This window comes from Flagellimonas sp. 389 (genome assembly GCF_018449435.1).
Classification (GTDB): domain Bacteria; phylum Bacteroidota; class Bacteroidia; order Flavobacteriales; family Flavobacteriaceae; genus Flagellimonas.
Genome location: NZ_JAHCMU010000003.1, coordinates 40,611 through 66,928, shown reverse-complemented (window position 1 = coordinate 66,928; position 26,318 = coordinate 40,611). Strand labels below are relative to the sequence as shown.

Here is a 26,318-nt window from a genome sequence, read left to right as displayed (position 1 = left end):
TGCTAAAATTTTACGACCAGCGCCATCCCATAGTTGGGTCTATTGGTGATGGGGTTGAAGTTTATAGAAGGTTGAAAATCTACAGATAGATTATCATCTACATTGTATTGTTTTAAATGCGCATCTACGTTCGCATCGACAATATTCAAAACATAAAGTGCTATGGAAATCAATAGTGCTAAATCCCGGTCACGTTGCGAACTCTCTTGGGCATTTTGTAATGCTTCATCTGAGATATCGGGAGCTGAACCAACAGCGTTATCGTTATTTATGTCATAAAACTCATCATCTGTAAAACCAGCTAGTCTTCTTTTGAATGCGTCCCTAGCTCGGTTATATTCCGTATTATTAAAGGAATACACGTAAACGCCCGTACCTATTGCACCCAATACAATTGGAACTTTCCAATAGCGCTTGTTATAGACTTGTCCAAGCCCTGGAAGTATTGCTGAATAAAATGCAGCTTTGCTGGGAGCAAGTGGATTTATTCTCTTTTTTTCATACGTAACTTCCTGGATGATAATTCCTTCCCCTTCCAAGCCTTGTGCCAAAGAGTCAATCTCTTGGGGATGAGGGGCGGTTTCCTCTTCTTCCTGACAGAAAGCTAAATGTAGAAACAGAAAAGAAAAAAGTAGAAAAAATATGTTCTTACTCACCTGTCAATAATTTTCTTAGACGCTGAAATTCTTCTTTGGAGTGAAAAGGAATCACAATTTTGCCTTTGCCGTTTTGGGAAGTGGTAATATCCACTTTTACTGAAAGATGTTCTTTTAAGAGTTCTGCTCCTTTGGTAACATAGTTTGGGATGCTTTTACTAGTTCCTTCGCTTTTTTCAGGCTCTATTCCATCTCTTGATTCCTTGTAGGTCTTGACCAAACGCTCAGTTTCCCGAACAGAAAGTCCATCTGAGACAACCTTTTCATAAATATTGATTTGATCTTTCCTTTTTTCAATGTTTACAAGGGCTCTTCCATGTCCCATAGTTACAAAACCGTCCCGCATTCCAGTTTGAATAATCGGATGCAGTTTCAGTAGGCGTAAATAATTGGTAATGGTAGAGCGTTTTTTCCCTACACGGTCACTCAGTTTCTCTTGTGTTACCTGGATTTCATCAATGAGCCTTTGGTAAGAAAGTGCAATTTCGATGGGGTCTAAATCTTGTCGCTGAATATTTTCTACCAATGCCATTTCCAAGGATTCTTGATCGTTGGCAATACGTATATAAGAAGGGATCGTTTTTAATCCCACTAATTTTGAAGCACGAAACCTTCGCTCTCCTGAAACCAGTTGAAACTTATTAAAATCGAGTTTTCTTACCGTAATGGGTTGTATAATTCCCAACTCCCGAATAGAACTGGCAAGTTCGTTGAGTGCTTCGTCATTAAAGTTGGAACGGGGCTGAAAAGGATTTACTTCTATAGCATCTATTTCCAGTTCGACTACGTTGCCTATTACCTTATCTGCATTTTTATCCGAAACTGATTGAATGTCATTTTCGGGATCTTTCAATAGGGCTGACAGGCCTCGTCCCAAAGCCTGTTTTTTTGTTGCTTTCGCCATTTAAACTTTTTCCTTGTTTTTCTTCAATACTTCATTGGCCAGATTCAGGTAATTGGTGGCACCTTTACTACTGGCGTCATATTTTATAATGCTTTCCCCATAGCTAGGTGCTTCGCTCAGTCTCACATTTCTTTGGATTATGGTATCGAAAACCATATCTGCAAAATGTTTTTTGACTTCTTCCACAACTTGGTTGGAAAGGCGTAATCTAGAATCGAACATCGTCAGTAGCATTCCTTCAATGTCCAAATCGTTATTGTGTATTTTTTGAACGCTTTTGATAGTATTTAATAGCTTACCAAGACCTTCTAAGGCAAAATATTCACATTGGATGGGAATCATCACCGAATCTGCAGCTGTTAGTGCATTCAAGGTAAGCAAGCCTAAAGATGGAGCGCAATCTATCAATATGAAATCATATTTGTCCCCTAAGCTTTTTAAAGCTTCCTTCAACATGTACTCCCTATTGTCCTTATCGACCAATTCAATTTCAATTGCGACCAAATCAATATGGGCCGGAATCAAATCAACATTTGGGGAATCCGTAGGTATAATAACCTCGTCCACGGTCATCGTATGTTCAAGCAATTGGTACGTGCCCTTCTCCACACTGTCTACATCAATACCTAAACCAGAAGTAGCATTGGCTTGAGGGTCCGCATCAATAAGAAGCACCTTTTTTTCCAATACGCCAAGAGAGGCAGCGAGGTTAACGGTAGTGGTTGTCTTTCCTACTCCGCCCTTCTGATTTGCAATAGCAATTATCTTGCCCATTTCATAGTAAGTTAGAGGTTAAAAATACAATTATTTAAGATGCTAAAAAATGTATTTTGTTAACAGGCATTGGATAACCTTAACATAGGGCGTTAAAGAACGTTAAAGTTTTATCTTTAAAGGTGTTAACCGGAGCTAGTCCATCAAAATGTTTAAGATTTCGATAGCTGCACTACTGATTTTTGTACCCGGGCCAAATACTGCAACAGCACCGTGCTGAAGCAGATATTCATAATCTTGTTTTGGAATGACGCCTCCTACAATGACCATGATGTCTTCCCTGCCATAGTTTTTCAACTCCCTTACAACTTCTGGTACGAGCGTTTTATGACCCCCTGCCAAAGACGAAATCCCCAATACGTGAACATCGTTTTCAACAGCTTGTTTGGCAACCTCGGCCGGAGTTTGAAAGAGTGGTCCAATATCTACATCGAAACCAAGGTCGGCGTATCCGGTGGCTACTACTTTAGCACCCCGGTCATGGCCATCCTGACCCATTTTTGCAATCATGATTCTGGGTCGCCTACCTTCTTCTACGGCAAAGTCGTCGGCCATCTTTCTGGCCTTATCAAAGCTTTTGTCGTTTTTGATTTCTTTGGAATACACTCCTGTAAATGATTGAATTTTAGCACGATAACGTCCAAAAACCTCTTCCATCGCATCGCTGATCTCTCCTAAGGTTGCACGCGCTCTTGCTGCTTTCACTGCTAAAGCTAATAAATTTTCACGCTCGGCTTCGTTTTCTTTGGCTTTCTTGGATGTTAAGGTAATCTGGGACAAGATTTCCTGTACAGCAGATTCGTTTCTGGTCGATTTGATGTGTTCTATCTGAGCTACCTGTTGTTTTCGCACCTTGTCATTGTCCACTTCCAAAATTTGAAGGTCGTCTTCATCCTGTAAACGATACTTATTTACCCCCACTATGGTGTCCTGTCCACTATCGATACGGGCTTGTTTTCTAGCGGCAGCTTCTTCAATCCTCATTTTTGGTATCCCTGCTTCAATGGCTTTGGTCATACCGCCAAGCTCTTCTACCTCTTCCAAAAGTCGCCAAGCTTCTTCCGCTATCTCTTTAGTAAGGTTTTCAACAACATAACTTCCCGCCCAAGGATCTACGGTCTTGGTAATGTGCGTCTCCTGTTGTAGATAAATTTGGGTGTTCCTGGCAATTCTAGCAGAAAAATCAGTTGGCAGTGCTATGGCTTCATCCAAGGCATTGGTATGCAAACTCTGTGTACCTCCAAAGATCGCTGCCATAGCTTCAATAGTTGTTCGTGCTACATTGTTGAAGGGGTCTTGTTCCGTTAGACTCCAACCACTGGTCTGACTATGAGTACGCAGCATTGACGATTTTTCATTTTTTGGATGAAACTTTTTCAAGAGCTTGGCCCAAAGTAAGCGACCTGCCCTCATTTTGGCAATCTCCGTAAAATGATTCATTCCAATTCCCCAGAAAAAAGAAAGTCTAGGGGCGAAATCATCTATTTTAAGACCTGCTTTTAATCCTGTTCTAATATATTCTATGCCATCAGCAAGTGTATAGGCAAGTTCAAGAGCAGCAGGCGCACCGGCCTCATGCATGTGATAACCAGAGATACTGATACTATTGAATTTTGGCATATGTTTACTCGTATACTCAAAAATATCGGCGACCAGTTGCATAGATGGTGTAGGGGGATAGATGTAGGTATTCCTTACCATGAATTCCTTAAGAATATCGTTCTGTATGGTACCTGAGAGTTTTTCTTTGGTTACCCCTTGTTCTTCTGCGGCAACAATATAAAAAGCCATTATGGGGAGTACCGCTCCGTTCATGGTCATGGAAACGGACATTTTATCCAATGGGATTCCATCGAACAAAACTTTCATATCTTCAACGGAATCAATAGCAACACCTGCTTTTCCTACATCGCCCACCACACGGTCGTTGTCACTATCATAACCTCTATGGGTAGGAAGGTCAAAGGCCACGGAAAGCCCTTTTTGACCAGCCTCCAAATTTCTTCTATAAAACGCATTGCTTTCCTCTGCTGTGGAAAAACCGGCATATTGACGAATTGTCCATGGTCTGCGGACATACATGGTGGAGTAGGGTCCACGAAGAAAAGGCGCAATTCCTGCCGCAAAGTTCATGGAGTTTTTTTCTATCTGTCCATTACTGGAAGATACTAATTCGAGATTTTCAAATTTTTTTCTACTCATCGCTTAGTCTTTTTTGTTCCAATGCTTCTGCTAATCGTTTCTCAACGATAGGCTCTATGATTGTTTTTCTAGGTTTAATTTTAACGAAAGGGTAGAGGTCTAGGCTATCTTTCATTTTATCATCTAGATTTTCGAACTTATTGGTTCCTACCAGTGTAGTCTGTTTTGTTTCAAAGAGCTGCTCTTCCTTTGCAGCACTCTCTTTTATTTTTCTCTGGATGTTTCCTTTTTTAAGTTCACTTAAAAAACCGCCAGAGTTTTCAATCTGTTTAAAGAGTTCCAATGCTTTTTCTGCCAATTGATGCGTTAAGACTTCCACGTAATAGGAACCCTCCGCTACTTTTGAAGCTTGGTCAAAATAGCTTTCTTCTTTTAACAACAATAATTGATTTCGTGCAATGCGTTCCGCAAATTCGTTGTCCTTATGATAAATGGCATCATAGGGCAAGCTTAACAAAGTATCTGCGCCACCTAGGATAGCTGACATGTATTCTGATGTGGTACGAAGCATGTTAACATTATAATCGTACAACGTTTTGTTGCGCTTGGACGGAATTGCCAAAATATGGCAATCATCGCTTATATCGTAAGTTTCTGAAATGCTTTTCCAGAGCCATCGTAACGCTCTTAATTTTGCTATTTCAAAGAAGTAGTTACCGCTTACTGAAACTTTAAAAATAATAGGCTGCGATTTTTCTACTTTGGTTAAGTCGTTATTTTGAAAGTAATTTAGATACTCATTGGCGTGGGCCAACCCATAGGCCAATTGTTGAACTACATTGGCACCAGAATTTTGGTACAATGAAGTATCAATGGCAATGGAACTAATATTTTCATTCTTGAAAGCAAGTTTGTAAATGTTCTCTAAAAGTTTATGATCCTCTTCAAGATTGTAAAACCAATTTCCAGTTCTAGAAAGATTACCGATGATATCAAAGTTAAGATGTACCGTTGCCTTTTTTCCGTTTAAAAAATCCAGTAATCTTTTTACTGTAACACTATCCAAAAATTGAAACTCCAAATGAATTGGTATGCTTTCTAAATCAATATTGAAGAAAAGTATTTCAAAGTCAACATTATCATTGGGAATCGTGAACAAGATGCTCTCAGTTCCTTTGGTTATGCTGGTAGCCGCCTTGGTGTTAGCTTTTTTGGAGTCACCTGCATAAATGGATTGTGCAACGCTCCAGTGATGATCATTAGGTAATTTAAAGGTCTTTAGTCCTTCCAAATCCTCGACACTATAAAAGGGCTTTACTTTTATACCTTCCAAAGATTCCCAAACCAATGTTTCCGTGTAATCTGCCCCTTTTAGATCTACTTGGATTTTCTGTTTCCATTGTTTGGCAGAAACTTCTGTAAATTCACTGAACAAATCTTCTTTAGTCATTTTTTTCAGTCTTTAGGCTATCCTCGTATTCGATCAAGAAAATTTCTTCGTTTTCTTTTTTCATATAATATTTTTCCCGCGCGAATTTTTCTAGCTCGCTTTTACTGGATAGTTTTTTAAGTATTTCTTTGTCTTTATCGATTTCTCCTTGTAAAAAATCTTTTTGCTTTTCGAGTTTCTTGACTTCATTCCTCAATTCTAGATGAATCATTAGGGAATTGGTATCAAAAAAAGTCATCCAAATCACAAAAATTGTCAATACCAGGACATACATGTTTGTCATGACCTTGAACCATTTTTTCTGTTTTAGATTTTTTAGCCCCATATCCTTAGCTTAACCTATCGTTTATAATAGTTCGTACCATATCGACCGCAACGGTATTGTAGTGGTTATTGGGGATAATGATGTCCGCAAACTCTTTTGAGGGTTCTATAAACTGTTGATGCATAGGTTTTACAGCAGTTTGATATCTTGTCAACGCTTTTTCCAAATCGTGTCCACGCTCTCGTATATCCCTTTGCAATCTTCTTATAAGGCGTTCATCGGAATCGGCATGTACATAAATTTTTATATCGAACATTTTACGCAATTCTGGGTTGCTCAACACCAAAATACCCTCTACGATCATTACTTTTCTTGGTTGGGTTAAAATAGTTTCTCCCAATCGTGTTTCCTCAACAAAAGAATATATAGGTTTATGTATGGATTTACCCTGTCTTAATTGTTCAAGATGTGAGATCAATAAGTCGAAATCTATGGAATTAGGGTGGTCAAAATTTACTTTTCCCCGTTCCTCTTTATTCATATGAGAAAGGTCATTATAGTAGGAGTCTTGAGAAATAACCCCTACCTCGTTCTCTGGAAGTTCGCCTACTATTTGATTCACTACAGTAGTTTTTCCACAACCTGTACCCCCTGCAATTCCTAAAATCAGCATAATATTGTTTAAACCTCAAAAATAAGCATTTGATAAGATTCTTTTGTTTGCCAAAATCAAGTGCATAGTTAGTAAGGGTTGTTAAAAAAATGAATGACTATTATCATAATTCACAAAAGTTTATCACACTAGTTTTGTACAGGATTAAGGCTTTAATCTTATATTTATCTAGATAACCTAAGGCAATATTTTTTATGGAAAATCCCTATGTAATCAAGGTCAATGAAAATTTTGATTTTCAATTTTCAGAAGACGAAATTTCTTCTTTGGACATGTTTAAGACCGGAGAAGACGAGTACCATCTATTGAAGGATGGGGTGTCTTACCACATTCAGATTGTAAATGCAGACTTCAACAACAAATCTTACACCATCAAAATAAACGGTAGTGAGTGTCGGGCGAATATACAGACACCTTTGGATGAGCTTATCAATAAAATGGGCTTTGCGACCAATGGTGCTAAAAATGTAGACTCTATTTCGGCGCCAATGCCCGGGCTTATTTTGGATATATCCGTTAAGGAAGGTGACGCGGTAAAAGAGGATGAACAACTGTTGGTGCTCGAAGCCATGAAAATGGAAAATAGTATCTCATCACCAAGAAACGGTATTATCAAAAAAATTGCTGTTACCCAAGGTGAAGCTGTAGAAAAAAAACAATTATTGATTGAATTTGAATAGGTCAACTATGAAAAAAATATTGGTTGCAAATCGTGGTGAAATAGCAGTACGGGTCATGAAGACTGCAAAAAAAATGGGAATACGCACCGTAGCAGTATTTTCTGAAGTGGACAGAAACGCACCTCATGTGCGGTTTGCAGATGAAGCTGTCTGTATAGGTGAAGCACCTTCCAACAAATCGTATCTATTAGGGGATAAAATTATTGAAGTTGCCCTAAAGTTAAATGTTGATGGAATCCATCCGGGCTACGGGTTTTTAAGTGAAAATGCAGATTTTGCCGAGGCCGTTGAAAAAAATGGACTTACGTTTATTGGTCCAAAATCCAAAGCAATTCGTGTAATGGGAAGTAAGCTAGCTGCCAAAGAAGCAGTAAAGGCCTACGATATTCCTATGGTACCAGGCATAGATGAGGCCATCACCGATGTTTCAAAAGCCAAAGAAATTGCCAACGAGATAGGATATCCCGTCTTGATCAAAGCTTCTGCAGGTGGTGGTGGAAAGGGCATGCGAGTCGTTGACAAGGAAGAGGACCTGGAATCTCAAATGGAGCGTGCCATAAGTGAGGCCACATCTGCATTTGGTGACGGTTCTGTTTTTGTTGAGAAATATGTTACCTCCCCAAGACACGTAGAAATTCAGGTAATGGCCGATACCCATGGGAATGTGCTGCACTTTTTTGAACGGGAATGTAGTATCCAAAGACGTCACCAAAAGGTTGTAGAAGAAGCACCTTCGTCAATTTTGACTCCAGAGTTACGAGAAGCTATGGGAGTAGCTGCGACCAAAGTGGCCAAGGCATGTGATTATGTTGGTGCGGGAACAGTTGAGTTTTTAATGGATGCTGATTTAAATTTCTACTTTTTGGAAATGAATACCAGATTACAGGTAGAGCATCCCGTTACCGAACTTATCTCTGGCGTTGATTTAGTGGAATTACAGATAAAAGTGGCCAGGGGAGAAGAACTATCCTTAAAACAAGAAGATTTAAAAATAAACGGCCATGCCATGGAGTTGCGTGTATACGCCGAGGATCCCTTAAACGATTTTCTTCCCAGTGTTGGTACGCTGGAAGTCTATGAACTTCCTGAAGGCGAGGGAATACGTGTAGATAACGGTTTTGAAGAAGGAATGGATATTCCGATTTACTATGATCCCATGCTTTCAAAATTAACAACCTATGGTAGAACCCGTGAGGAAGCTATTGAACTCATGTTGGACGCTATAAAGGATTACAAGATCAAAGGTGTTCAGACTACACTGCCTTTCGGTACGTTTGTTATGGAGCACGAAGCATTCAGGTCTGGAAATTTTGATACACATTTTGTAAAAGATTATTATTCCCCGGAAATTCTTAAACAAAAGAATACTGAAGAAGCAAAAATAGCGGCCATGGTTGCACTGCAACAATATCTAGAAGACCAAAAAATTATAAAATTACCGACAAACTGATTCGTATGGATTCCAAAATAAAAATTTTAAAGGATAAGATAGCCGAAGCCCACTTGGGAGGTGGTGAAAAACGGATTGAAAAGCAGCACCAAAAGAAAAAATTAACAGCAAGAGAACGTATAGACTACCTATTGGACGAAGGCTCTTTTGAGGAAATGGGAATCTTGGTAACCCACCGTACCACTGACTTTGGTATGGACAAGGAAGTGTATTATGGCGATGGGGTCGTAACCGGTTACGGAACTATTAATGGACGACTGGTCTATGTTTATGCGCAAGACTTTACGGTTTTTGGTGGTGCTCTATCCGAAACCCATGCAGAAAAGATTTGCAAGGTGATGGATTTGGCCATGAAGGTTGGGGCACCGATCATTGGATTGAACGATTCTGGTGGGGCTCGTATTCAGGAGGGTGTAAAGTCATTGGGCGGTTATGCTGATATATTTTACAGAAATGTACAAGCTTCAGGAGCAATCCCACAGATATCCGCTGTAATGGGACCGTGTGCGGGGGGTGCCGTTTATTCTCCGGCCATGACGGATTTTATCGTAATGGTGGAAGAAACCAGTTATATGTTCGTTACTGGCCCAAATGTCGTGAAAACAGTGACCAATGAAACGGTGACCTCAGAAGAATTGGGCGGCGCCAGTACACATGCCGTTAAATCAGGTGTAGCACATAAAACCTCTTCCAATGATGCAGCTTGTTTAAATGATATTCGGAAATTATTGGATTATTTACCGCAAAATAGTTCTGAAGTTCCTAAACAAAAACCTTATGCACTAGGAGATGAAATAAGAGAAGAACTTACAAGCATTGTACCCGGTAACCCCAATAAACCCTACGATATGCATGATGTAATCGAAGGGATTATAGATGAAGACTCTTTTTATGAAATCCATAAAGACTATGCCGAAAATATCATCGTTGGTTTTGCAAGGCTAGGTGGTAGGAGCATTGGTATCATAGCCAACCAACCAATGTTCTTGGCAGGAGTATTGGGCGTGAAGAGCTCTAGAAAAGCAGCGCGTTTTACCAGGTTTTGCGATGCATTCAATATTCCATTGTTGGTGTTGGTCGATGTGCCAGGATTTTTACCGGGAACGGATCAAGAATGGGAAGGTATCATTATGCATGGTGCAAAACTTTTATATGCCCTTAGTGAAGCTACTGTCCCAAGAATTACGGTGATTACCAGAAAAGCATATGGAGGCGCCTATGACGTTATGAACTCCAAGCATATTGGTGCAGATTTCAATTTTGCATGGCCTAATGCGGAGATTGCTGTAATGGGTGCCAAAGGGGCAAGTGAAATTATTTTTAGGAGGGAAATTGCCACGGCTGAGAATCCTACCGAAAAATTGGCAGAAAAAGAAGCGGAATATGCTGATAAGTTTGCCAATCCATACCGTGCGGCAAGACGCGGTTTTATTGATGAGGTTATATTGCCAGAAGATACAAGGCGCAAATTATTAAAAGCTTTTGCCATGTTGGAGAATAAAGAAGTGCAGGTTCCAAAAAAGAAGCACGGCAATATACCTTTGTAGCTAGTGTAAGATGATAATCAATATTGATTCTGATCCGGCCAAAATCCTTGATTTTTCTACACAGAAAAGTAAAGGGTGTTTTGGCCTTATCTGGTGCAAGGATGGTATGCCAAGAAGAGTAACGAGGCTTAAAGGAAAAGATGAAAATGGGATACTCTACATTGGTAAAGCTGATGTGATTTTGGATAGGGTGGGTTCTTTCCAAAAAACAATTTTTGAAGTGTTTTATAATCGGCGAAGTATTTCGATAAACAAAGGACATCAAACGTTTAGCAAGAAATTTTATCGGATTAAGGATACTTTTGATATCAACGACCTGAAGATAAAGATTTGGGTCAGTCCTTTTGATGACCCAGAGTATGTAAAAAGTTTTCTTCTAGAGCAATATGTCACTAAGTTTTTAGAGCTTCCTCCGTTGAACGGACAGTATGGAAAGTTCGATTTGGATAAAATCAATCATAAAGAACATATTTCTATTGATCTTTTATAATTTTTTCTGAAAACATAATCAAAATACTATCTAAAAAAGCTTCACCACTCGCTAGGGTATACCTAGTTTTGCATCATGCAAAAAGAAAATCAGAAGCCGAACTTTGAGTTCATCGCATTAATGGCTGCATTGATGTCGATTGTGGCACTTTCCATAGATGCTTTGTTACCGGCAATCCCAAATATTGGAGAGGCTATTAAAAGTGTGGACTCCACAGATAATCAGATGCTGATTACCATGATTTTTCTTGGTTTGGGCGTAGGACAATTATTTTTCGGTCCGCTTTCAGATTGTTATGGAAGAAAACCAGTGGTTTATTTGGGAATGCTGGTATTTGGCATTGCCAGTGTTATTTGTATCGTAGCCCCAAGTTTGGAATGGATGGTTTTTGGCAGAATACTGCAAGGTATAGGTTTGTCCACGGCAAGAACTATCGCAATTGCTATTATCCGTGATACGTACAAAGGTGATTATATGGCACGGGTCATGTCTTTTGTAACCGCATTTTTTATTTTAGTTCCGATTGTAGCGCCTGCCATTGGGAAAGTTATTCTGGATGCATTTAATTGGCAAGCCATTTTTTATATGCAATTGGGCTGCACGTTCTTGGTTGGGGTATGGTTTTGGAAACGTCAACCAGAAACGTTACGTCCAGAATATAAGATTCCGATAACCACCCATATGTTCACCGATGGATTAAAGGAGTTTTTACGGTATCGTGAAACGGTTGCATTCACTTTTGTCTCGGGATTGGTAACAGGAGCTTTTTTGGTGTATTTGAGTGCATCGCAACATATTTTCGAAGATCTTTACGATTTAAAGGATACATTTCCGTACATTTTTGCCGGATTGTCTGTTTCTATAGGACTTTCTACATTTTCCAATGGTAAACTGGTACTTCGCTTTGGTATGCGAAAATTATCATTTATGGCACTGATCGCTTTTTGTGGAAACGCTACGTTGTTTGTGCTTTTGTTCTGGAGTTCGCCAAATCCAAGCGTTATTATTTTAGTCGTGTTTCTATTTCTACAATTCTTTTGTTTGGGCTTTATGTGGGGCAATTTCCGTTCTATTGCTATGGAGCCCATTGGTCATATCGCAGGAATAGGAGCGGCAATCAACGGTTTTGTGTCCACTGTTATTTCGGTGCCCATTGCGTCTTTTATCGGGAACTTTGTTGAAGATAGGGTTTTGCCTCTTTTTATAGGTTTGGCACTCTGTGGATTTGCTTCGCTGGCGATATTCATGGTTATCAAAAAAACCAAGAGATTGGTTACATCTTAATACAAAAATACTATTCAGGATAAAAGATTGAACCGCTCGAAGAATCTTGAATTGCACCGGTTACGGAGCTGAGCACATTTGTTTTTTCTTCTAAACGTAAAACTCCCATTAATGCAAAGACCAATGCTTCTTTAAAGGCAATCAACTTGGTATTGGGGATAACGACCTCTATTGCTTTTCCAAGCTTTTCTTTCAACGTATCCATAAAAAACAGATTAAAGGTACCACCACCTGCCACAAAAAGTTTGTGATGCGCCTTTGTAGCATATTTATAAACTTCGTTGGCTATTTGTTCACAGTTGTGATGTATGAACGTATGTAGTAGATCAATATCAGAAGCCTTTGAAGCTGAGATTAAGGGAACTACTTGTTCAGTAAAAAATTCATATCCGGTAGATTTAGGGTAGGGTAGTTGGTAATACCCTAATTGATCGAGTTTTTTCAAGAGCACTTTATCCAAGGTTCCACTTTTTGCCAATTTCCCGCCTTCGTCATAGGCAAGCCCCATTTTTTCAGTGATATAGTTTAGGGGCATATTGGCCAATCCAATATCATACGCGATTCGTTTTCCATCCTTTTCAAAAGATATATTACTGATACCTCCAAGATTCAGACAGAAATCATATTCGTGAAACAAGAGCCGGTCGCCAATGGGAACCAGAGGTGCCCCTTGTCCTTTTAGGGAAACATCTTTTGTCCTAAAATCGCAGACCACCTGTTTGCCGCTCGCATTGGCCAAAAATTGCCCGTCACCCAACTGAAAGGTAATGCCATCTTCGGGTCTATGATGCGATGTGTGTCCGTGGCTGGATATAAAATCTACTTCAAGTTGTTGCGCCTCAATAAAGCGAGAAGCTTGGTCACCCAACCAAGTTCCATAATCCTTATGCAACTGTGCATGTTCTTCTTCCGAAAGGTAAATAGCGTTTTTAAGATAATCGCGCATCTTTTCCGTATACCCAACTTCGAGCGTATGCTCTAAAGAGAAATTCCAATGGGCATCATTTTTCCAAAGATGACAGTAGGCCAAATCCAATCCATCCAAGGAAGTTCCCGACATTAAACCCAATACTTTGTATACCTTCATGATGTTTTATCGATTTTTAGGATTAATGAAACAGGTTTCTGCTCTTCATTGAGAACTTCTTTTGTAGAAAAATGAACATTTTCAAGATTGGAAATTAACGCGATCCAATCCTCAAAAGTCCTCGCGTACCAAGCATGTCCATCTTTAAAATTGCCGGGTAGGCCTTTCCAAGAATCCGATAACCATTGGCTTTTATACGGAAATCCATTTTGGATAAGGGAAAAAGGATGTAGCGTTTGAATCAATAGGGTCCCGTTGTCAGAAATCCCATCCAGTGTTTTTTTCAGAAGCATTTCAAGGTCTTCGCCCAAATACAGGCAGAAGTTGAAAACTGCAACATCAAATGGAGCATTGGGAATAGTTTTGCCCGCTATAATATCCTCAAAAGTGAATGTATGGTAATTCTCAGTTCCTTTTTTTCGGGCCTCAATCAATAGACTCTCAATGGCATCCAATCCCGTGGCATTCATTCCCATTTTACTGAGTTCTCTGGTAAGCCAACCTTCACCGCAGCCTACGTCTACAATTTTTTCACACGCTATTTTGGAAATTATATCAAGAATAGCTCTGTTGGTATACTTTCTTGATGGAATACCGTCACCTTGAATTACCTTGATCCATTCGGTAGCATTCTTTTCCCAGGATGAGATAATATCAGTTTTCATACACCAAATGTTTTCAATGTTACAGGAAGCTTGCCCATTGCTTTTAGTTCCCTTGTGAAATGCCGAAATGCCTCTTGCTGAAATTCTGGAAAATCTTGGTATACGATTACGGTATTTGAATTGGGTTTCAATTTGAGTATATCCAGTGCATATGGATTTCCAAAAAGATAGATCAAAACATTTTTTTTGGATATCATTTCGGTAATAACAGTTAAGACTTCCTCTGCAATTCCGAATTTATTCTTTGGTTTGATGGATTGGGGAAAGAGTGCCAATACAATATATTGATGTCGGGAGATTGCTTTTTTGATTTCAACAATTGTAGTTTCTTTTAAACAATGGTGCGTCTGCCCATATTCTTTTTGAATCTTTGATGAAAAGTGATTTGTGGATTGATTATCCAATGAAAGATTAAGGAACTCGGGCTGTTTGAATTTTTCAACATCTCTTGGATTTCCATATAGCTCGGTGATACTTCTTTGCGCTATTTTTCGATTTAATTCTGATACTGATTGTCCTGTGATATGATCTTCTTGACTCGCTTCTAAGAAGATTTTTTCCTTCAATTTCCAGACGCGTTCAAAACTATCTTCAATATTTTTCTCAGTGGCCGTAGCTGTTATTTTCGCAATGCCTTGTACTGAGTTTTCGGAGAAACACATCATATCCATGCCAGCTTCAAAAGCCTTGGCTTCAAGTGCTCCTTTTTGTTCATATTTTTTAGATACGGCATGCATGTTCAAAGCATCGGAGATAATAACCCCTTCAAAACCTAAATCTGTTCGCAGGACATCGGTTATAATTTTTGATGAGGTGGTGGAAGGGTTTCCAGAATCGTCCAAGCCAGGTACTGACAAATGCCCTACCATTACTGCATCCACGCCCTTTTTTATAAGTTGTTTGTATGGGTAAAGTTCATTGTCAAAAAGCGCTTCTCTTGTCTTGTTGATCACAGGCAATCCCAAGTGCGAATCTGTATCGGTGTCGCCATGCCCAGGAAAATGTTTAATCGCATTTAAAGTACCAACACTGTTCATCCCATTAATATAAGCTTCGGCTTTTACCAGAACTTTATTCTTATCATCGCCAAAAGACCTGTAACCAATTACCGGGTTCTTAGGATTGTTATTGATATCAACTACGGGAGCTAGATTCCAATGGACGCCAGCTTCCATACAATCTAGCGCTATTTGCCGCCCAACTTCATAAATTAACTGGTTGTCTCCTTGAATCGCCCCTAAGGTAATCGCATAAGGGAATTGGTTTGTGTTTTCTATCCGCATAGCCAATCCCCATTCTGCGTCAATAGCTACAAGTAATGGAAATTTGGCAGCCTTTTGGTACCTGTCAATGAGTTGTTTTAAACGGTCATAACTGTTCTCATTATAAACTACCTTCTTCTTGCCCTCAAAGTTAGTGGCTGCGCTAGCACGACTATGAAAAAAACAAATAGCGCCTATGTTGTCTGTCCGTATTAAATCTTCAATACTGCTGATTTCTTTTTCGCTATCGTTTATAAAAACGGCAGGCATAAACAATTGCCCCACTTTTTGTTTGGGCGTAAGCTTTTCTTTTGCTTCTTTGTAGCTTGGTAATCTGTTAAGCATCGCTCACATTTGATTTTTTACCATAATCTTCGGGATATTCTAAAAAGGTGAGTACCAAGAATGCAGGAATTGCTGCAATGACCACCCATAAAAAGAAGCCATCATAGCCTAGCCATTCTTGAATATACCCACTCAACATTCCGGGTAACATCATTCCCAAGGCCATAAACCCGGTAGCTATGGCATAGTGTGAGGTCTTTGAAATTCCTTCGGAAATGTAAATAAGATAGATGAGAAAGGCTGCAAACCCAAACCCATAGCCAAATTGTTCCAATACTACTGTGCCAACAACTGCAAATAGACTTGTGGATTGGGTATAGGCCAATATGGCATAGAAAATATTCGGTAAGTTAAGTGCTAGCAACATGGGGAGCATCCATTTTTTTAATCCATCCCTAGAAATCAGAATTCCTCCAATGATTCCACCTAATGATAGCATAATGATACCAACGGTTCCGTAAATGGTTCCCACGGCTTCTGTTGAATAGCCCAGCCCACCAACTTCTATAGTATCCAACAAAAAAGGGGAGGCCATTTTTACCAATTGCGATTCACCCAAGCGATAAGTTAGAATGAACAATAGCGCCATCCATATTTGTTTTTTTCTAAAGAACGAAGCAAAAACTTCCAAAAATCCAATACGGTCTTTTAACGCCATATTTTGAGTGTCTTCAAACTTGGGTGCTGCAAAAAAGTTGGAGATTGTCAATACCATCATTAAAACAGCAGCACATATCATGGTCATGGACCATGCTTTGGTATTATCACCATATTTGTTTTCCAAGAATCCAGCAAATATGACCAAAAGTCCTTGCCCGGTGACCATAGCAAGCCTGTAGAACGTGCTGCGCAACCCTATAAAAAATGACTGTTTTTTCTGGGTTAGACCGATCATATAGTAACCGTCGGAAGCGATATCGTTCGTAGCGGATGCAAAGGCTGCCATCCAGAAGAAAGCTAGTGTGATGACGAAAAATGAATTTGAGGGAAGAAAAAGACCAATCCCCAAAAAAGCCAAGGCTACGACAAACTGCATCGCCAAAAACCATTTTCGTTTGGTTCCGTTCAAATCTACCATAGGGCTCCACAATGGTTTAATGACCCAAGGGAGGTAGAGCCAACTGGTGTAAAGCCCAATTTCTGCATTCCCTATTCCAAGGCGTTTGTACATAATAACGGATACGGTCACTACTAAAATATAGGGAATCCCTTGGGTAAAGTAGAGCAACGGTATCCATGCCCATGCACCTTTGTCCTTTTTTTCAGCGTTCATTTAGGTTGTTTTAATAGATTCTCATAGATACTCTTTTCCGATTTTTCTATGATTTTGGCACCTACGGTTTTTTCATAGTAGGATGCAGGGCCGACTCCACCAATAATGGCATAGCCGTACCCCATCTGCCTAAGCGCTTCAAGTGCTTTTATTAATAATATTTTACCTATACTTTTTCCCCTTTCGGATGTAAGTACACCGGTAGGACCAAAAAAGTTTTTTGAGGTGCACTCAAAACAGGCAAAGCCTAAAATGGACTGTTCCCGCTGAGCGATAAAACAGTTTACGGGAAGGCTTGCAAAAGCTACATTTACTTCGTCACCCCAATTTTTACTGAAATTTGATGTTACCCAATCGGTTACTAAGCTTTTTTCTGGAGCTATGGGTTTTCTAAAAACAATACTTTCAGTTTCCAAAAGTTTTTTTTCTTCCTTGGAGACGTTGGGTAAATCTAAAAGTCTAACAAGCATATCCTGCATATTAATCTGTTTTTGGATTAATAAATTGTAACTCGCCCTCATTGCCAAAAGCATCAATTATAGATACTCCTATAGGATTTTTTAATTGACGTTTGGTTAATTGCAGTTGTGAGCAACTTTCCTTTTCACTTTCTGAAAGGTACCTTTTTTGGATAAGTAATTTTTCATTGATTGCAGCTTTGTTTTTGATAGCATAGAAGTGCACGAATCGGGGGATACTATCTTTATGGGAAATGCAAACTTCAAGTTTGTTTTCAACCAATAAAGACGTTTTGATTTTAATGGGAGCGACCGATCTATTTATTTTTCTTGGGCTTGTTGGGTTCTGAACTGGGAATTTGTAGAATTTTCGTTTTAGCAAATTGGTTACGTTTTCGTTTTGTCCTATAAGCGATTTAGCACTAAAAAAGACATTGCCCGTAATTTCGATTCTTTCTCTAGCTAAGGAAAGTTGTTTAGGGATTTCGTTTTTTTTGTTCCAAGCCTTGTCCGAATTGTTTTTGATTTTGTACGTGCCGTTTCCGATATATAGGTTGGTGTTCGTTGTTGCATTGGACCACCAATTTGCAATTGTACGATGGGAAGCTTTGGGATGTTCCAAGCTCCAATAGATTTGTGGCACCAAATAGTCCAACCATCTTTTTTCTGACCATAGGAGTGGATCTGCGTAAAGGTCTTCATAGGTGGTTTGCCCTGCCTGTGTATCGGAACCTTTTGGATCGGTATTCTTATTTTTCCAAACTCCAAAGGGGCTTATACCAAATTGTACCCAAGGTTTTGTGTTCTTTATGGTTTGGTGTGCTTTTTTGACCAAAGAATCCACATTGCTTCGCCGCCAATCTTCTAAACTCTGATTAGGTAATCTGTTTGTTTGAAATGCAATGCTATCATTGAATGTTTCCCCTTGTATTTTGTAGGGATAAAAATAATCATCAAAATGAATGGCATCAATTTCATAATTTGCTGTAATTTCTTCAATCACAGCTGTTAGCTTTTGTTGGACTTCTGGCAAACCGGGATTGTAATAAAACTTTTTACCATATTTTACCATCCAGTCTGGATGTTGGTAATAATCATGTGTTTTTGAAAGCGCAAGAGTATCCAAATCAAAAGTGGCCCTATACGGATTTAACCAGGCATGAAACTCCATGCCCCGTTTATGGGTTTCAGCTATCATCCATTCTAAAGGTTTGTCAAAGTCTGTAGGTGCCTGGCCTTCTTTTCCCGTAAGATATTTGGACCATGGTGCCAATTCCGTTTTATAAAACGCGTCACCTGCCGTTCGGATTTGTACGATAGCTGCGTTAAAGTTTAAGTTTTGATAAAAGTCAAGAATTTCAATGAAATCCTTTTTCTGCTTTTCTACATTATCTTTTGAGTTTTTGGGCCAATCAATATTGACCACTGTAGCAATCCATACGCCTCTAAACTCTGTTTTGGGCACATTAATGGTATACATCTTGTTGGTGGCACACGAAAGACAAAAAAGTATAAGGATTACATAAGAAATACTTCGCATAAAGGGTAACTAAAAAAGGCCTACGTATGGACTAAATGTAGGCCTTTTCACTTGATTAAATTAAAACTAACAACTAATTCAAAACTGAAGCTGTTTAATTCGCTGGATCAGCAGGTGTATTTGTATTATTGTCTCTTTCCGTATCAGGATAGGGATAAAAATTCCTGTTACGTTCAGCGTCCGTTTCACCAGGTCCAGGTCTGTTAAACCTTCTACTATCCTCTAGGGACATTCCAGTCATAAAAAGTTCAATGCGTCTGTTTCTATAAATTTCCTCTAAAACAGCCTCTTCAGTTGCTGCTCCTGCGTAGGCAGGTAGGTTGGCCCCTATACCAAAGGCATCTTCCGCAGCAGTTTTGGTCAAGACTTCGTCCAATGCTGCTATAGCTTGAGGTATTTGGCCTTGTCTTGCCAACGCTTCCGCTTCGATCAACAGCATTTCGCCTGGAAGGTATACGGGAATTTCATCAAGATTGTCATCAAAGAATCCGACTGCAAAAAATGCATCCTCGTTAGTTGAAGGATCGTTTGCGATTGTAACGTAAAAATCAATTCGTTCATCAGCTGGATCCGGTAATAGATCATCTGGTAGTCCAAATTGATCATCCTTTGCTTCTACAACGTTGTTCGTTCCATAGGTTTCAGCAATTGGATTTGGAACTGCGGCATCATAAGACCATGTTGACTGCACAGATAAATCAACTGCATTTGCAGCCGTAACTGCTTCTGCGTAATTACCTGCCATTAAATGATATCTAGCCAATAGTGCCTGAATGGAATTCTCCAAATCCACAGATTGAAAAACACCCGAAGATACAGATGAGGAGATACCACTCTGAACGTAACCAAGAGCTGTATTTAAATCACCTATGGCATCTGCCAAGACTTCTGCTCTAGTATTAAACTGTGCGTTTGCCTCGGTAAGCAGCGGTACTTGCTCAAAAAACCGAATCAATGTACCGTTGGCCAATGCTTCATAAAATAGGGCGTAGGCCTTTAAACTATTTGCTTCGGCTTCATCTGCCGCTGCTGCATCAGCACTTTCCAATACAGTTAAGGATTCATTTCTAACCAACATAATCTCGCCCCACAAGCTCCTTATAACACCATTGTTGATAGAGATTTCGGTACCTCCATTGGTCAGCTCTGCCTCTCCCAGGTTACCTGGATTAATCAATCTCAATTCATCTGCTGTTAATCCCGATGCGGTAACCGTTGTGTATTTTGCACCTGCACGATCTGTGCTGAAGCGTTGCTGGATTCCATTGATCAACTTGATCAGATTTTCAACACTTCCTTCTACTTCTGGATCAGAGATATTAATTGGGTCGATAAACTCTTTGTCACATGATACGACAATAAAGAGCATGGTAATTGCTATAAAAATTTTATTGATATTTTTCATTGTCTTCATATTAGAAATTTGCACTTAGTGATAAGATAAAAGTTCTCGGAATTGGAACATTTCCAAAATTCACAGCACGTAACAAGTTCGATTGTCCACCAGCATTTGTTTCTGGATCATAACTAAAAAAGTTGTCAATAGAAATTAAGTTTCTTCCTTTTAAAGCTACAGTGAAATTTTTCACACCTTTGAATAGCTCAGGGAATGTATAGCCCAAGGAAACCTCACGCAGTTTTACAAACGAACCGTCTTCCATTCTAAACTCCTGTATGGGGTAGATTGAAGAAATGTACCCCCTTGGTAATTCTCCAGACAATTCTTGCTCTGCCAATCTACCTACACCAACACCTTGTCTCGTACGTTTATCGGCATCAAAAACATCAAAGCCTTGTACCGATTCCCATAGCATGGAGAAAGAGAATTGCTTGTATTGTAAATCTGTGCCTATCCCCAAAAGATAATCTGGGTTTGGATCACCTATTACCCTTCTTAGCGGATCGCCAGTTGGTTGTCCGTCCCCATCTCGTTGAATTGTTCCCGCTAGGGCATCACCTCTTTCTTGTTGTGGTAAACCATCTGCAGTCAACAGTAAGCTACCGTCATCATTTCTTGCGAAATAAGTTCCGTAAAATACCCCTAGTGGTTCACCTTCTCTTACCTGTGGTGGAGCTCCACTAACTGTCGCTATGGATATTGGTCCACCTGTAGTTGCAGTAACTTCATTTCTATTTCTGGAGAAATTAAAATTTAAGTCCCATTTTAAGTTATCTGTTTTAATAGGAGTTACTCTCAAGTAAATTTCCAAACCATTATTTTTCATACTTCCAACATTGTCAAATCTTGTAAGTCCACCTTCTGAAGGTGCTAATGTACGTTGGACAATTAAGTCGGATATTTCCTGATTGTAGTAGGTGAACAATATGGAAGCCCTGTTATCGAACAAACTCAAATCCGTACCAATTTCAAATTCCTTCAATCGCTCTACTTCTAAGCCTTCATTACCAAGGGCACTTGATTGGTTTAATGTGGTGGTTCCCTGGAACTCATTTGGATTATATCTTCCAAATCTTGCATAAGGGCCTACGGCGGTTAGATTTCCCGCCTCTCCATAGGACGTACGGATTCTTGCTGAATTAATTACATTAGAGATGCCCGAGTTTTCCCAGAATGGCTCGCTGGATAACACGTATGAACCAGATACTTTAGGGTAAAAGTTAGTTCTTTTATCAGGGTCAAAATTTGTGGCTCCATCGATTCTACCTGCAAAAGTTAAAAAGTATCTATCGCTGAATGATAGGGTTTCCTGTATAAAAGCTCCAAAAATATCTAATCGGTCATCACCTTCCTGTGGTTGCAAAGGAACTGTAGGTACACCGTTCGCATCTAAATCGCGTCCTTGGGTTCCTGAGTCCTCCACACTGCTGGATTGGAAGTTGTATCCTACTATGGTTTGTGAATTTATGTTCTCGTTGATATCAAAGTCAAATGTTGCATTCACATCATAATTCCAGTTAAAGACGGTCGCCTCAGCATTACCTTGAAATCCTTGATTAAAGTATGCGGCATTTACCGGCTCATAGGGATAGATAGGAATTGAAATATTACCTTCTTGTTTGTAAGTGTCCATACCAAAAATCTGATCTATTGTCAAAAAATCGGTCGGTCTTAAAGAGACGGTCAGATTGGGAATGAATCTAGTAACATCCTGTGTGATGTCAAATTCTTCAATAATTGATAATGGATTCACCCGTGTTGGTTCTACACTTTGTAGGTTGCCATTCGCATCCCTCTGGGTTGCATCGTAAATGTTATTCGTAATATTCACAGAGTTGATTGGGCTCCAAAAAACGTTGCCGTCCGGTTTTTCATCAGAAGTACTGTTCATGAAGTAAAGTCCAACGTTATAAGAGAGCCAATCGTTCACGGTATGGTTAAAATTGAGTCTTGCCGAAAGTCTATTGTATTTTGTATTCTTTATTATACCCTCATTTGATAAATAACCAACAGAAGCGGAATATCCCATTTTTTCGTTTCCATCCCTAACAGATAAGTAATTATCGGTACCCAATCCTGTTTGGAAAATCAAATCTTGATAGTCAAAGCGTTGTACATCTACCTTATTGGTTAAAAGGTTCGCGAAAGGCGTGGTATTTCCTTCGGCATCTCTACCAAAAATTGGCCATAACCTGACATCTTCCCCGCCAAATTGTTCCCCTCTTAAATTAACATCAACTTCTTTCCTTAACTGGTTGACATTAAATGATGTTTTAAAGAAGATTTCTGGTCCATCGGCCATATTACTTCCTCTTTTTGTCGTAATGACCACAACTCCATTCGAAGCACGTGATCCATATATGGCAGCTGCGGCGGAACCGTTTAGAATATTTATATCCTGAATATCATTTGGGTTGATATCCACCATTCTGTTCTGACCTGGACTTGCATCTCCTGCACTAACATTAATATTGGTAACGTTTGTTGTTAGGTTACTTGCGATAACACCATCAACTATATACAAAGGCTCCGAAGATCCACTTATTGTACTTGGACCTCTTAATCTGATTGAAAATCCACCTGCTGGATCACCTGAGTTTTGCGTAATCTGTGCGCCAGGAACTTTACCTTGTATTGCAGAAGTCACATTGATTGGGTCGGCTTTCAAAAGCTCTACGCTTTTTACGGTAGTTACTGCGTTACCCAATTTTTTTCGTTCTTGTACCACTGTTGAGCCAGTTACGACTACTTCATCCAGACTTAATAAATCTTCTTTAAGTGTGAAATCAGCACTTACTGCGTTACTAGAACCAAAAGTTACTTCAGATTTAGCAGAGGAAAATCCTAAATAACTTGCTACAAGTGTATAGCTGTTTGAAGATAGACTGGCTTCAAAACTATAGTTTCCATCAAAGTCGGTTACACTCCCATAAGAAGTGTTTTCGATAAATACAGAAGCTCCTGGGATTGGACTTCCGCTTGCGGCATCGGTTACCGTCCCAGTCACCGTATATTGATTGTCCTGCCCAAGCATAATTGTACTGGAACACAACAAAATCAATAAAGGCAGGAAAAGTAGCAGCCTTCCTAAATTTAGATTTGTTTTTTTCATAGAGTAGTTGAGTTTAATTAATTAGAGTTAAAATTATATCGTACAAAGCCCTCTATCGCTTCGTACTCTGCCATACCGAGTGCATTGTATCGGTCTGCGGTTTTTTTATTTCGTTGTTCGGCACGTTCCCAGAATTCTCTTTCATCATTTCCTGGGAACATGGCACTGTCTTTTTGCGATTGGTGCTTAAAAATTGCATTTATTTTTCTGGCCATATCCTTTGGTCCAATAGGAACGGCCATTTCCATGTCCGCAATTTCCCATTCTTGCCAAGCACCCCTATAAAGCCATACGTAGCAGCTTCGTATCCACTCTGCACGCTCTTCTACCAACCTTTCCAATGCTTTAAAGATTACCTCCAGGCAAACCCTGTGTGTACCGTGTGGATCGGAAAGATCCCCGGCCGCAAATATTTGATGGGGCTGTAGTGTGCTTAACAGGTCGTATGTTATTTGTATATCTTCTACTGAATATGGTTTTTTTCTTACCGCTCCTGTTTCATAGAACGGAAGGTTTAGGAAATGGGCGTTTTTCTCTTGTACACCGCAGTATCTGCAGGCAGATAGAGCTTCTCCTTTTCTAATAAGTCCTTTATAATATTGAATCTCGTCACTGTCTACCTGTCCTGGTTTCTTCGATGCTAAAAATTCACGAACTTTTTTAACTTGTTTTTTGAGTTCTTTGTTGTCTTTTTGAATGTCAGTCGCGAAATCTAAAAATCGAATTACTTCATCATCAAAAACTGCTATATTCCCAGAAGTTTGATACGCTACATGGACATGATGGCCTTGGTCGACCAAACGTAAAAGCGTACCTCCCATTGAAATTACATCGTCGTCTGGGTGAGGGCTAAAAATCAACGATCTTTTTTTATGGGGCTTTGCACGTTCTGGCCTTTGGCTGTCATCGGCATTTGGTTTTCCTCCGGGCCAACCTGTGATGGTATGTTGTAATTGGTTGAAAACTTTTATATTAATTTGTTCGGCAGACCCTATTTCTGCTACCAAATTGCTCATACCGTACTCGTTATAGTCTTCATTGGTCAATTTGAGAATAGCTTTGCCTAGTTTTTCAGATAACCAAATGGTAGCACTTTTAATCAGTCTATCGTCCCAATTGCAATCGGTGACCAACCAAGGTGTCTTTATTCTTGTAAGTGAGGATGCCGAAGCTCCATCCAGAACAAAATCACAATTTTTATGATGCTGTAAAAAAGTTGCTGGTACAGATTCTCGTATCTGGCCTTCGACAGCTTGTCTAATAATATCTGCTTTTCCTTCTCCCCAGGCCATAAGTATGACCTTTTTCGCATCCATTATGGTACCTACGCCCATGGTAATTGCCCTTTTGGGAACGTTTTCTTCCCCAAAGAAATCACTTGCTGCATCCAATCTGGTAACACGATCCAATCGTATGAGACGTGTTTTACTTTTCAGGGCTGATCCTGGTTCATTGAATCCTATATGTCCGGTCCGACCAATACCTAGAATCTGGATGTCGATACCTCCAACATTTTGGATTTTTTCCTCATAATCCTCGCAATACTGCCGTACTTCATCCTTATTCAGGTTTCCATTTGGAATATGGATATTATGAGGTTCTATATCGATATGGTCAAAAAGATGCTCGTTCATAAACCTAACATAACTGTGGATGGAGTCAGGTTGCATGGGGAAATATTCATCTAAATTGAAGGTTATTACATTTTTAAAACTTAACCTTCCCTCTTTATAAAATTGAACAAGATATTCGTAAACCTTTATCGGCGTAGATCCAGTGGCGAGCCCAAGGATGGCATTCTTTCCCTGTTCTTTTTTTTGATTGATTAAACTGGCAATCTCATTGGCTACGGATAAAGAGGCATTATTGGAATTCTCATGTATTATGGTTTGAATTTTTTCAAACCTCTGGTCTTCTTGATACTGGTTGCTCATTTAAATAAATATAGTGTTCTAGCAAAAAACGGAAAATTTAACATCAAATATATGCAAAAAACCGCATTAATTGCAGTTTAATGCAATTTTTAATGATTATCTTTAGTTATATCTCTATTTTGCCGTATTTTGCTGCTATTAAATATTCTTTAAGATTTTTTTAACTTTACACCCCATATGTTAAAAGAGGAAAGACATCAGTTTATACTTAATGAAGTAAGGATTCATAACAGGGTACTACTAACGGATATAGCGGATTTACTCAATGTTTCGGTAGATACCGTAAGACGTGATATTAAGGAGTTGCACAACTCACAGCAATTGAAGAAAGTTCATGGAGGAGCAATATCATTAGGATTTAACAATTATAATCCTATTGGAAAGAAAATTTATTCTCTCGAAAAAAAATCGCAAATTGCCGAAAAAGCGCTTGGACTTATAAAGGAAGGTCAGGTAATACTTTTGAGCGGTGGTACTACAAATCTTGAATTGGCCAGGCGTTTACCGTCAAAAATTCAATTGACGTGCTTCACCCCGAGTCTTCCGATTGCAGTTCAGCTTTTAGGGAAAACTAATGTAGAAGTCATATTTATTGGTGGGAGAATGTCAAAAGATTCTCAGATAGCTGTGGGGGGCAGTGCAATTAATATGTTGTCAGAGATTAAAGTAGATATTTGTTTTCTTGGTACAAACTCTATTCATCCCATAGAAGGACTAACAGAATTTGATTGGGAAATCGTACAAATGAAAAAGGCAATGATTCATAGTTCCAGAAAAGTGGTGTCTCCATGCATCTCTGAAAAAATAGGATCTTTGCAACGTTATAAAATATGTGGGGTAGAAGAGGTAGATGTATTAATTACTGAATTGGAGCCTTGGGATATTAAACTGGATGTTTTTAAAAATATGAACATACAATTATTGTAAA

22 protein-coding genes are annotated in these 26,318 nt (G+C 39.3%); 6 read left to right on the top strand and 16 right to left on the bottom strand.

The features are described 5' to 3' along the window. Positions 1-2: 2 nt before the first annotated feature. The 7 genes from KIM67_RS03510 to udk all read right to left on the bottom strand — a co-directional run bounded on the left by KIM67_RS03510 (position 3) and on the right by udk (position 6,864). Positions 3-656 carry a DUF5683 domain-containing protein gene (locus KIM67_RS03510; RefSeq protein ID WP_213829984.1) on the bottom strand — a complete coding sequence of 218 codons (654 nt, stop codon included), beginning with the start codon at positions 654-656 and terminating at the stop codon, positions 3-5. Further along, a complete protein-coding gene (locus KIM67_RS03505) occupies positions 649-1,560 on the bottom strand; it encodes a ParB/RepB/Spo0J family partition protein (RefSeq protein WP_213829983.1) in 912 nt (303 codons plus the stop codon). Before KIM67_RS03505 ends, KIM67_RS03510 begins: the two co-directional genes overlap by 8 nt. Then, positions 1,561-2,334, bottom strand: coding sequence for a ParA family protein (locus KIM67_RS03500; RefSeq protein ID WP_213829982.1), 774 nt, complete (start codon positions 2,332-2,334; stop codon positions 1,561-1,563). Positions 2,335-2,469: 135 nt separating this feature from the next. Continuing rightward, a complete protein-coding gene (gene scpA, locus KIM67_RS03495; protein WP_371815664.1) occupies positions 2,470-4,467 on the bottom strand; it encodes a methylmalonyl-CoA mutase in 1,998 nt (665 codons plus the stop codon). A gap of 61 nt (positions 4,468-4,528) precedes the next feature. Then, a complete protein-coding gene (locus tag KIM67_RS03490; protein WP_213829980.1) occupies positions 4,529-5,926 on the bottom strand; it encodes a methylmalonyl-CoA mutase subunit beta in 1,398 nt (465 codons plus the stop codon). Continuing rightward, a complete protein-coding gene (locus KIM67_RS03485) occupies positions 5,919-6,251 on the bottom strand; it encodes a septum formation initiator family protein (protein WP_213829979.1) in 333 nt (110 codons plus the stop codon). Before KIM67_RS03485 ends, KIM67_RS03490 begins: the two co-directional genes overlap by 8 nt. Before the next feature lie 4 nt (positions 6,252-6,255). Continuing rightward, positions 6,256-6,864, bottom strand: coding sequence for a uridine kinase (gene udk, locus KIM67_RS03480; RefSeq protein WP_213829978.1), 609 nt, complete (start codon positions 6,862-6,864; stop codon positions 6,256-6,258). 194 nt (positions 6,865-7,058) lie between these two features. Between udk and KIM67_RS03475 the strand changes: the two genes are divergently transcribed. The 5 genes from KIM67_RS03475 to KIM67_RS03455 all read left to right on the top strand — a co-directional run bounded on the left by KIM67_RS03475 (position 7,059) and on the right by KIM67_RS03455 (position 12,315). Next, the gene (locus KIM67_RS03475; RefSeq protein ID WP_213829977.1) at positions 7,059-7,544 is read left to right on the top strand and encodes an acetyl-CoA carboxylase biotin carboxyl carrier protein subunit; all 486 of its coding nucleotides are present in this window, start codon (positions 7,059-7,061) and stop codon (positions 7,542-7,544) included. Between the two features lie 7 nt (positions 7,545-7,551). Next, on the top strand, positions 7,552-8,994 hold the full coding sequence (gene accC / locus KIM67_RS03470; protein WP_213829976.1) for an acetyl-CoA carboxylase biotin carboxylase subunit: 1,443 nt from the start codon (positions 7,552-7,554) through the stop codon (positions 8,992-8,994). A gap of 5 nt (positions 8,995-8,999) precedes the next feature. After that, entirely contained in the window at positions 9,000-10,541 is a 1,542-nt protein-coding gene (locus KIM67_RS03465; RefSeq protein WP_213829975.1) for an acyl-CoA carboxylase subunit beta, read from the top strand. A gap of 10 nt (positions 10,542-10,551) precedes the next feature. Continuing rightward, on the top strand, positions 10,552-11,031 hold the full coding sequence (locus KIM67_RS03460) for a hypothetical protein (protein WP_213829974.1): 480 nt from the start codon (positions 10,552-10,554) through the stop codon (positions 11,029-11,031). A gap of 75 nt (positions 11,032-11,106) precedes the next feature. Continuing rightward, positions 11,107-12,315: a multidrug effflux MFS transporter gene (locus KIM67_RS03455; protein ID WP_213829973.1), complete on the top strand. Its 1,209-nt coding sequence runs from the start codon at positions 11,107-11,109 to the stop codon at positions 12,313-12,315. Between the two features lie 10 nt (positions 12,316-12,325). Here KIM67_RS03455 and KIM67_RS03450 read toward each other — a convergent pair whose 3' ends face one another. The 9 genes from KIM67_RS03450 to nagB all read right to left on the bottom strand — a co-directional run bounded on the left by KIM67_RS03450 (position 12,326) and on the right by nagB (position 25,390). Further along, on the bottom strand, positions 12,326-13,402 hold the full coding sequence (locus tag KIM67_RS03450) for an anhydro-N-acetylmuramic acid kinase (protein ID WP_213829972.1): 1,077 nt from the start codon (positions 13,400-13,402) through the stop codon (positions 12,326-12,328). After that, positions 13,399-14,067 (bottom strand): bifunctional 2-polyprenyl-6-hydroxyphenol methylase/3-demethylubiquinol 3-O-methyltransferase UbiG, encoded by a 669-nt coding sequence (locus KIM67_RS03445; protein WP_213829971.1) that lies wholly within the window; start codon positions 14,065-14,067, stop codon positions 13,399-13,401. The genes KIM67_RS03450 and KIM67_RS03445 overlap by 4 nt, the downstream gene beginning before the upstream one ends. Beyond that, complete coding sequence (locus tag KIM67_RS03440) at positions 14,064-15,674, bottom strand: glycoside hydrolase family 3 protein (protein WP_213829970.1); 1,611 nt, start codon at positions 15,672-15,674, stop codon at positions 14,064-14,066. The genes KIM67_RS03445 and KIM67_RS03440 overlap by 4 nt, the downstream gene beginning before the upstream one ends. Further along, a complete protein-coding gene (locus tag KIM67_RS03435; RefSeq protein WP_213829969.1) occupies positions 15,667-16,947 on the bottom strand; it encodes an MFS transporter in 1,281 nt (426 codons plus the stop codon). Before KIM67_RS03435 ends, KIM67_RS03440 begins: the two co-directional genes overlap by 8 nt. Continuing rightward, positions 16,944-17,417, bottom strand: coding sequence for a GNAT family N-acetyltransferase (locus KIM67_RS03430; protein WP_213829968.1), 474 nt, complete (start codon positions 17,415-17,417; stop codon positions 16,944-16,946). Before KIM67_RS03430 ends, KIM67_RS03435 begins: the two co-directional genes overlap by 4 nt. Positions 17,418-17,427: 10 nt before the next feature. Further along, on the bottom strand, positions 17,428-18,945 hold the full coding sequence (locus KIM67_RS03425) for a glycoside hydrolase family 10 protein (protein ID WP_213829967.1): 1,518 nt from the start codon (positions 18,943-18,945) through the stop codon (positions 17,428-17,430). A 94-nt stretch (positions 18,946-19,039) separates the two neighbouring features. Then, positions 19,040-20,359, bottom strand: coding sequence for a RagB/SusD family nutrient uptake outer membrane protein (locus KIM67_RS03420; protein ID WP_250149135.1), 1,320 nt, complete (start codon positions 20,357-20,359; stop codon positions 19,040-19,042). 1 nt (position 20,360) lies between these two features. After that, a complete protein-coding gene (locus KIM67_RS03415; RefSeq protein WP_250149134.1) occupies positions 20,361-23,456 on the bottom strand; it encodes a SusC/RagA family TonB-linked outer membrane protein in 3,096 nt (1,031 codons plus the stop codon). 17 nt (positions 23,457-23,473) lie between these two features. Further along, positions 23,474-25,390: a glucosamine-6-phosphate deaminase gene (nagB, locus tag KIM67_RS03410; RefSeq protein ID WP_213829966.1), complete on the bottom strand. Its 1,917-nt coding sequence runs from the start codon at positions 25,388-25,390 to the stop codon at positions 23,474-23,476. Positions 25,391-25,567: 177 nt separating this feature from the next. Here nagB and KIM67_RS03405 point away from each other — a divergent pair, with 177 nt between their 5' ends. Continuing rightward, entirely contained in the window at positions 25,568-26,317 is a 750-nt protein-coding gene (locus tag KIM67_RS03405; protein ID WP_163418359.1) for a DeoR/GlpR family DNA-binding transcription regulator, read from the top strand. Position 26,318: the final 1 nt, after the last annotated feature.

Bases quoted from the DNA above. Each gene is read 5' to 3' on its own strand.
- nagB (WP_213829966.1), bottom strand. From the start codon at position 25,390: ATGAGCAACCAGTATCAAGAAGACCAGAGGTTTGAAAAAATTCAAACC.
- KIM67_RS03425 (WP_213829967.1), bottom strand. From the start codon at position 18,945: ATGCGAAGTATTTCTTATGTAATCCTTATACTTTTTTGTCTTTCGTGT.
- KIM67_RS03465 (WP_213829975.1), top strand. From the start codon at position 9,000: ATGGATTCCAAAATAAAAATTTTAAAGGATAAGATAGCCGAAGCCCAC.
- KIM67_RS03460 (WP_213829974.1), top strand. From the start codon at position 10,552: ATGATAATCAATATTGATTCTGATCCGGCCAAAATCCTTGATTTTTCT.
- KIM67_RS03450 (WP_213829972.1), bottom strand. From the start codon at position 13,402: ATGAAGGTATACAAAGTATTGGGTTTAATGTCGGGAACTTCCTTGGAT.
- KIM67_RS03485 (WP_213829979.1), bottom strand. From the start codon at position 6,251: ATGGGGCTAAAAAATCTAAAACAGAAAAAATGGTTCAAGGTCATGACA.
- KIM67_RS03445 (WP_213829971.1), bottom strand. From the start codon at position 14,067: ATGAAAACTGATATTATCTCATCCTGGGAAAAGAATGCTACCGAATGG.
- KIM67_RS03440 (WP_213829970.1), bottom strand. From the start codon at position 15,674: ATGCTTAACAGATTACCAAGCTACAAAGAAGCAAAAGAAAAGCTTACG.
- KIM67_RS03405 (WP_163418359.1), top strand. From the start codon at position 25,568: ATGTTAAAAGAGGAAAGACATCAGTTTATACTTAATGAAGTAAGGATT.
- KIM67_RS03420 (WP_250149135.1), bottom strand. From the start codon at position 20,359: ATGAAGACAATGAAAAATATCAATAAAATTTTTATAGCAATTACCATG.
- KIM67_RS03435 (WP_213829969.1), bottom strand. From the start codon at position 16,947: ATGAACGCTGAAAAAAAGGACAAAGGTGCATGGGCATGGATACCGTTG.
- KIM67_RS03430 (WP_213829968.1), bottom strand. From the start codon at position 17,417: ATGCTTGTTAGACTTTTAGATTTACCCAACGTCTCCAAGGAAGAAAAA.
- udk (WP_213829978.1), bottom strand. From the start codon at position 6,864: ATGCTGATTTTAGGAATTGCAGGGGGTACAGGTTGTGGAAAAACTACT.
- KIM67_RS03500 (WP_213829982.1), bottom strand. From the start codon at position 2,334: ATGGGCAAGATAATTGCTATTGCAAATCAGAAGGGCGGAGTAGGAAAG.
- KIM67_RS03505 (WP_213829983.1), bottom strand. From the start codon at position 1,560: ATGGCGAAAGCAACAAAAAAACAGGCTTTGGGACGAGGCCTGTCAGCC.
- scpA (WP_371815664.1), bottom strand. From the start codon at position 4,467: ATGAACTTTGCGGCAGGAATTGCGCCTTTTCTTCGTGGACCCTACTCC.
- KIM67_RS03455 (WP_213829973.1), top strand. From the start codon at position 11,107: ATGCAAAAAGAAAATCAGAAGCCGAACTTTGAGTTCATCGCATTAATG.
- KIM67_RS03415 (WP_250149134.1), bottom strand. From the start codon at position 23,456: ATGAAAAAAACAAATCTAAATTTAGGAAGGCTGCTACTTTTCCTGCCT.
- KIM67_RS03475 (WP_213829977.1), top strand. From the start codon at position 7,059: ATGGAAAATCCCTATGTAATCAAGGTCAATGAAAATTTTGATTTTCAA.
- KIM67_RS03490 (WP_213829980.1), bottom strand. From the start codon at position 5,926: ATGACTAAAGAAGATTTGTTCAGTGAATTTACAGAAGTTTCTGCCAAA.
- accC (WP_213829976.1), top strand. From the start codon at position 7,552: ATGAAAAAAATATTGGTTGCAAATCGTGGTGAAATAGCAGTACGGGTC.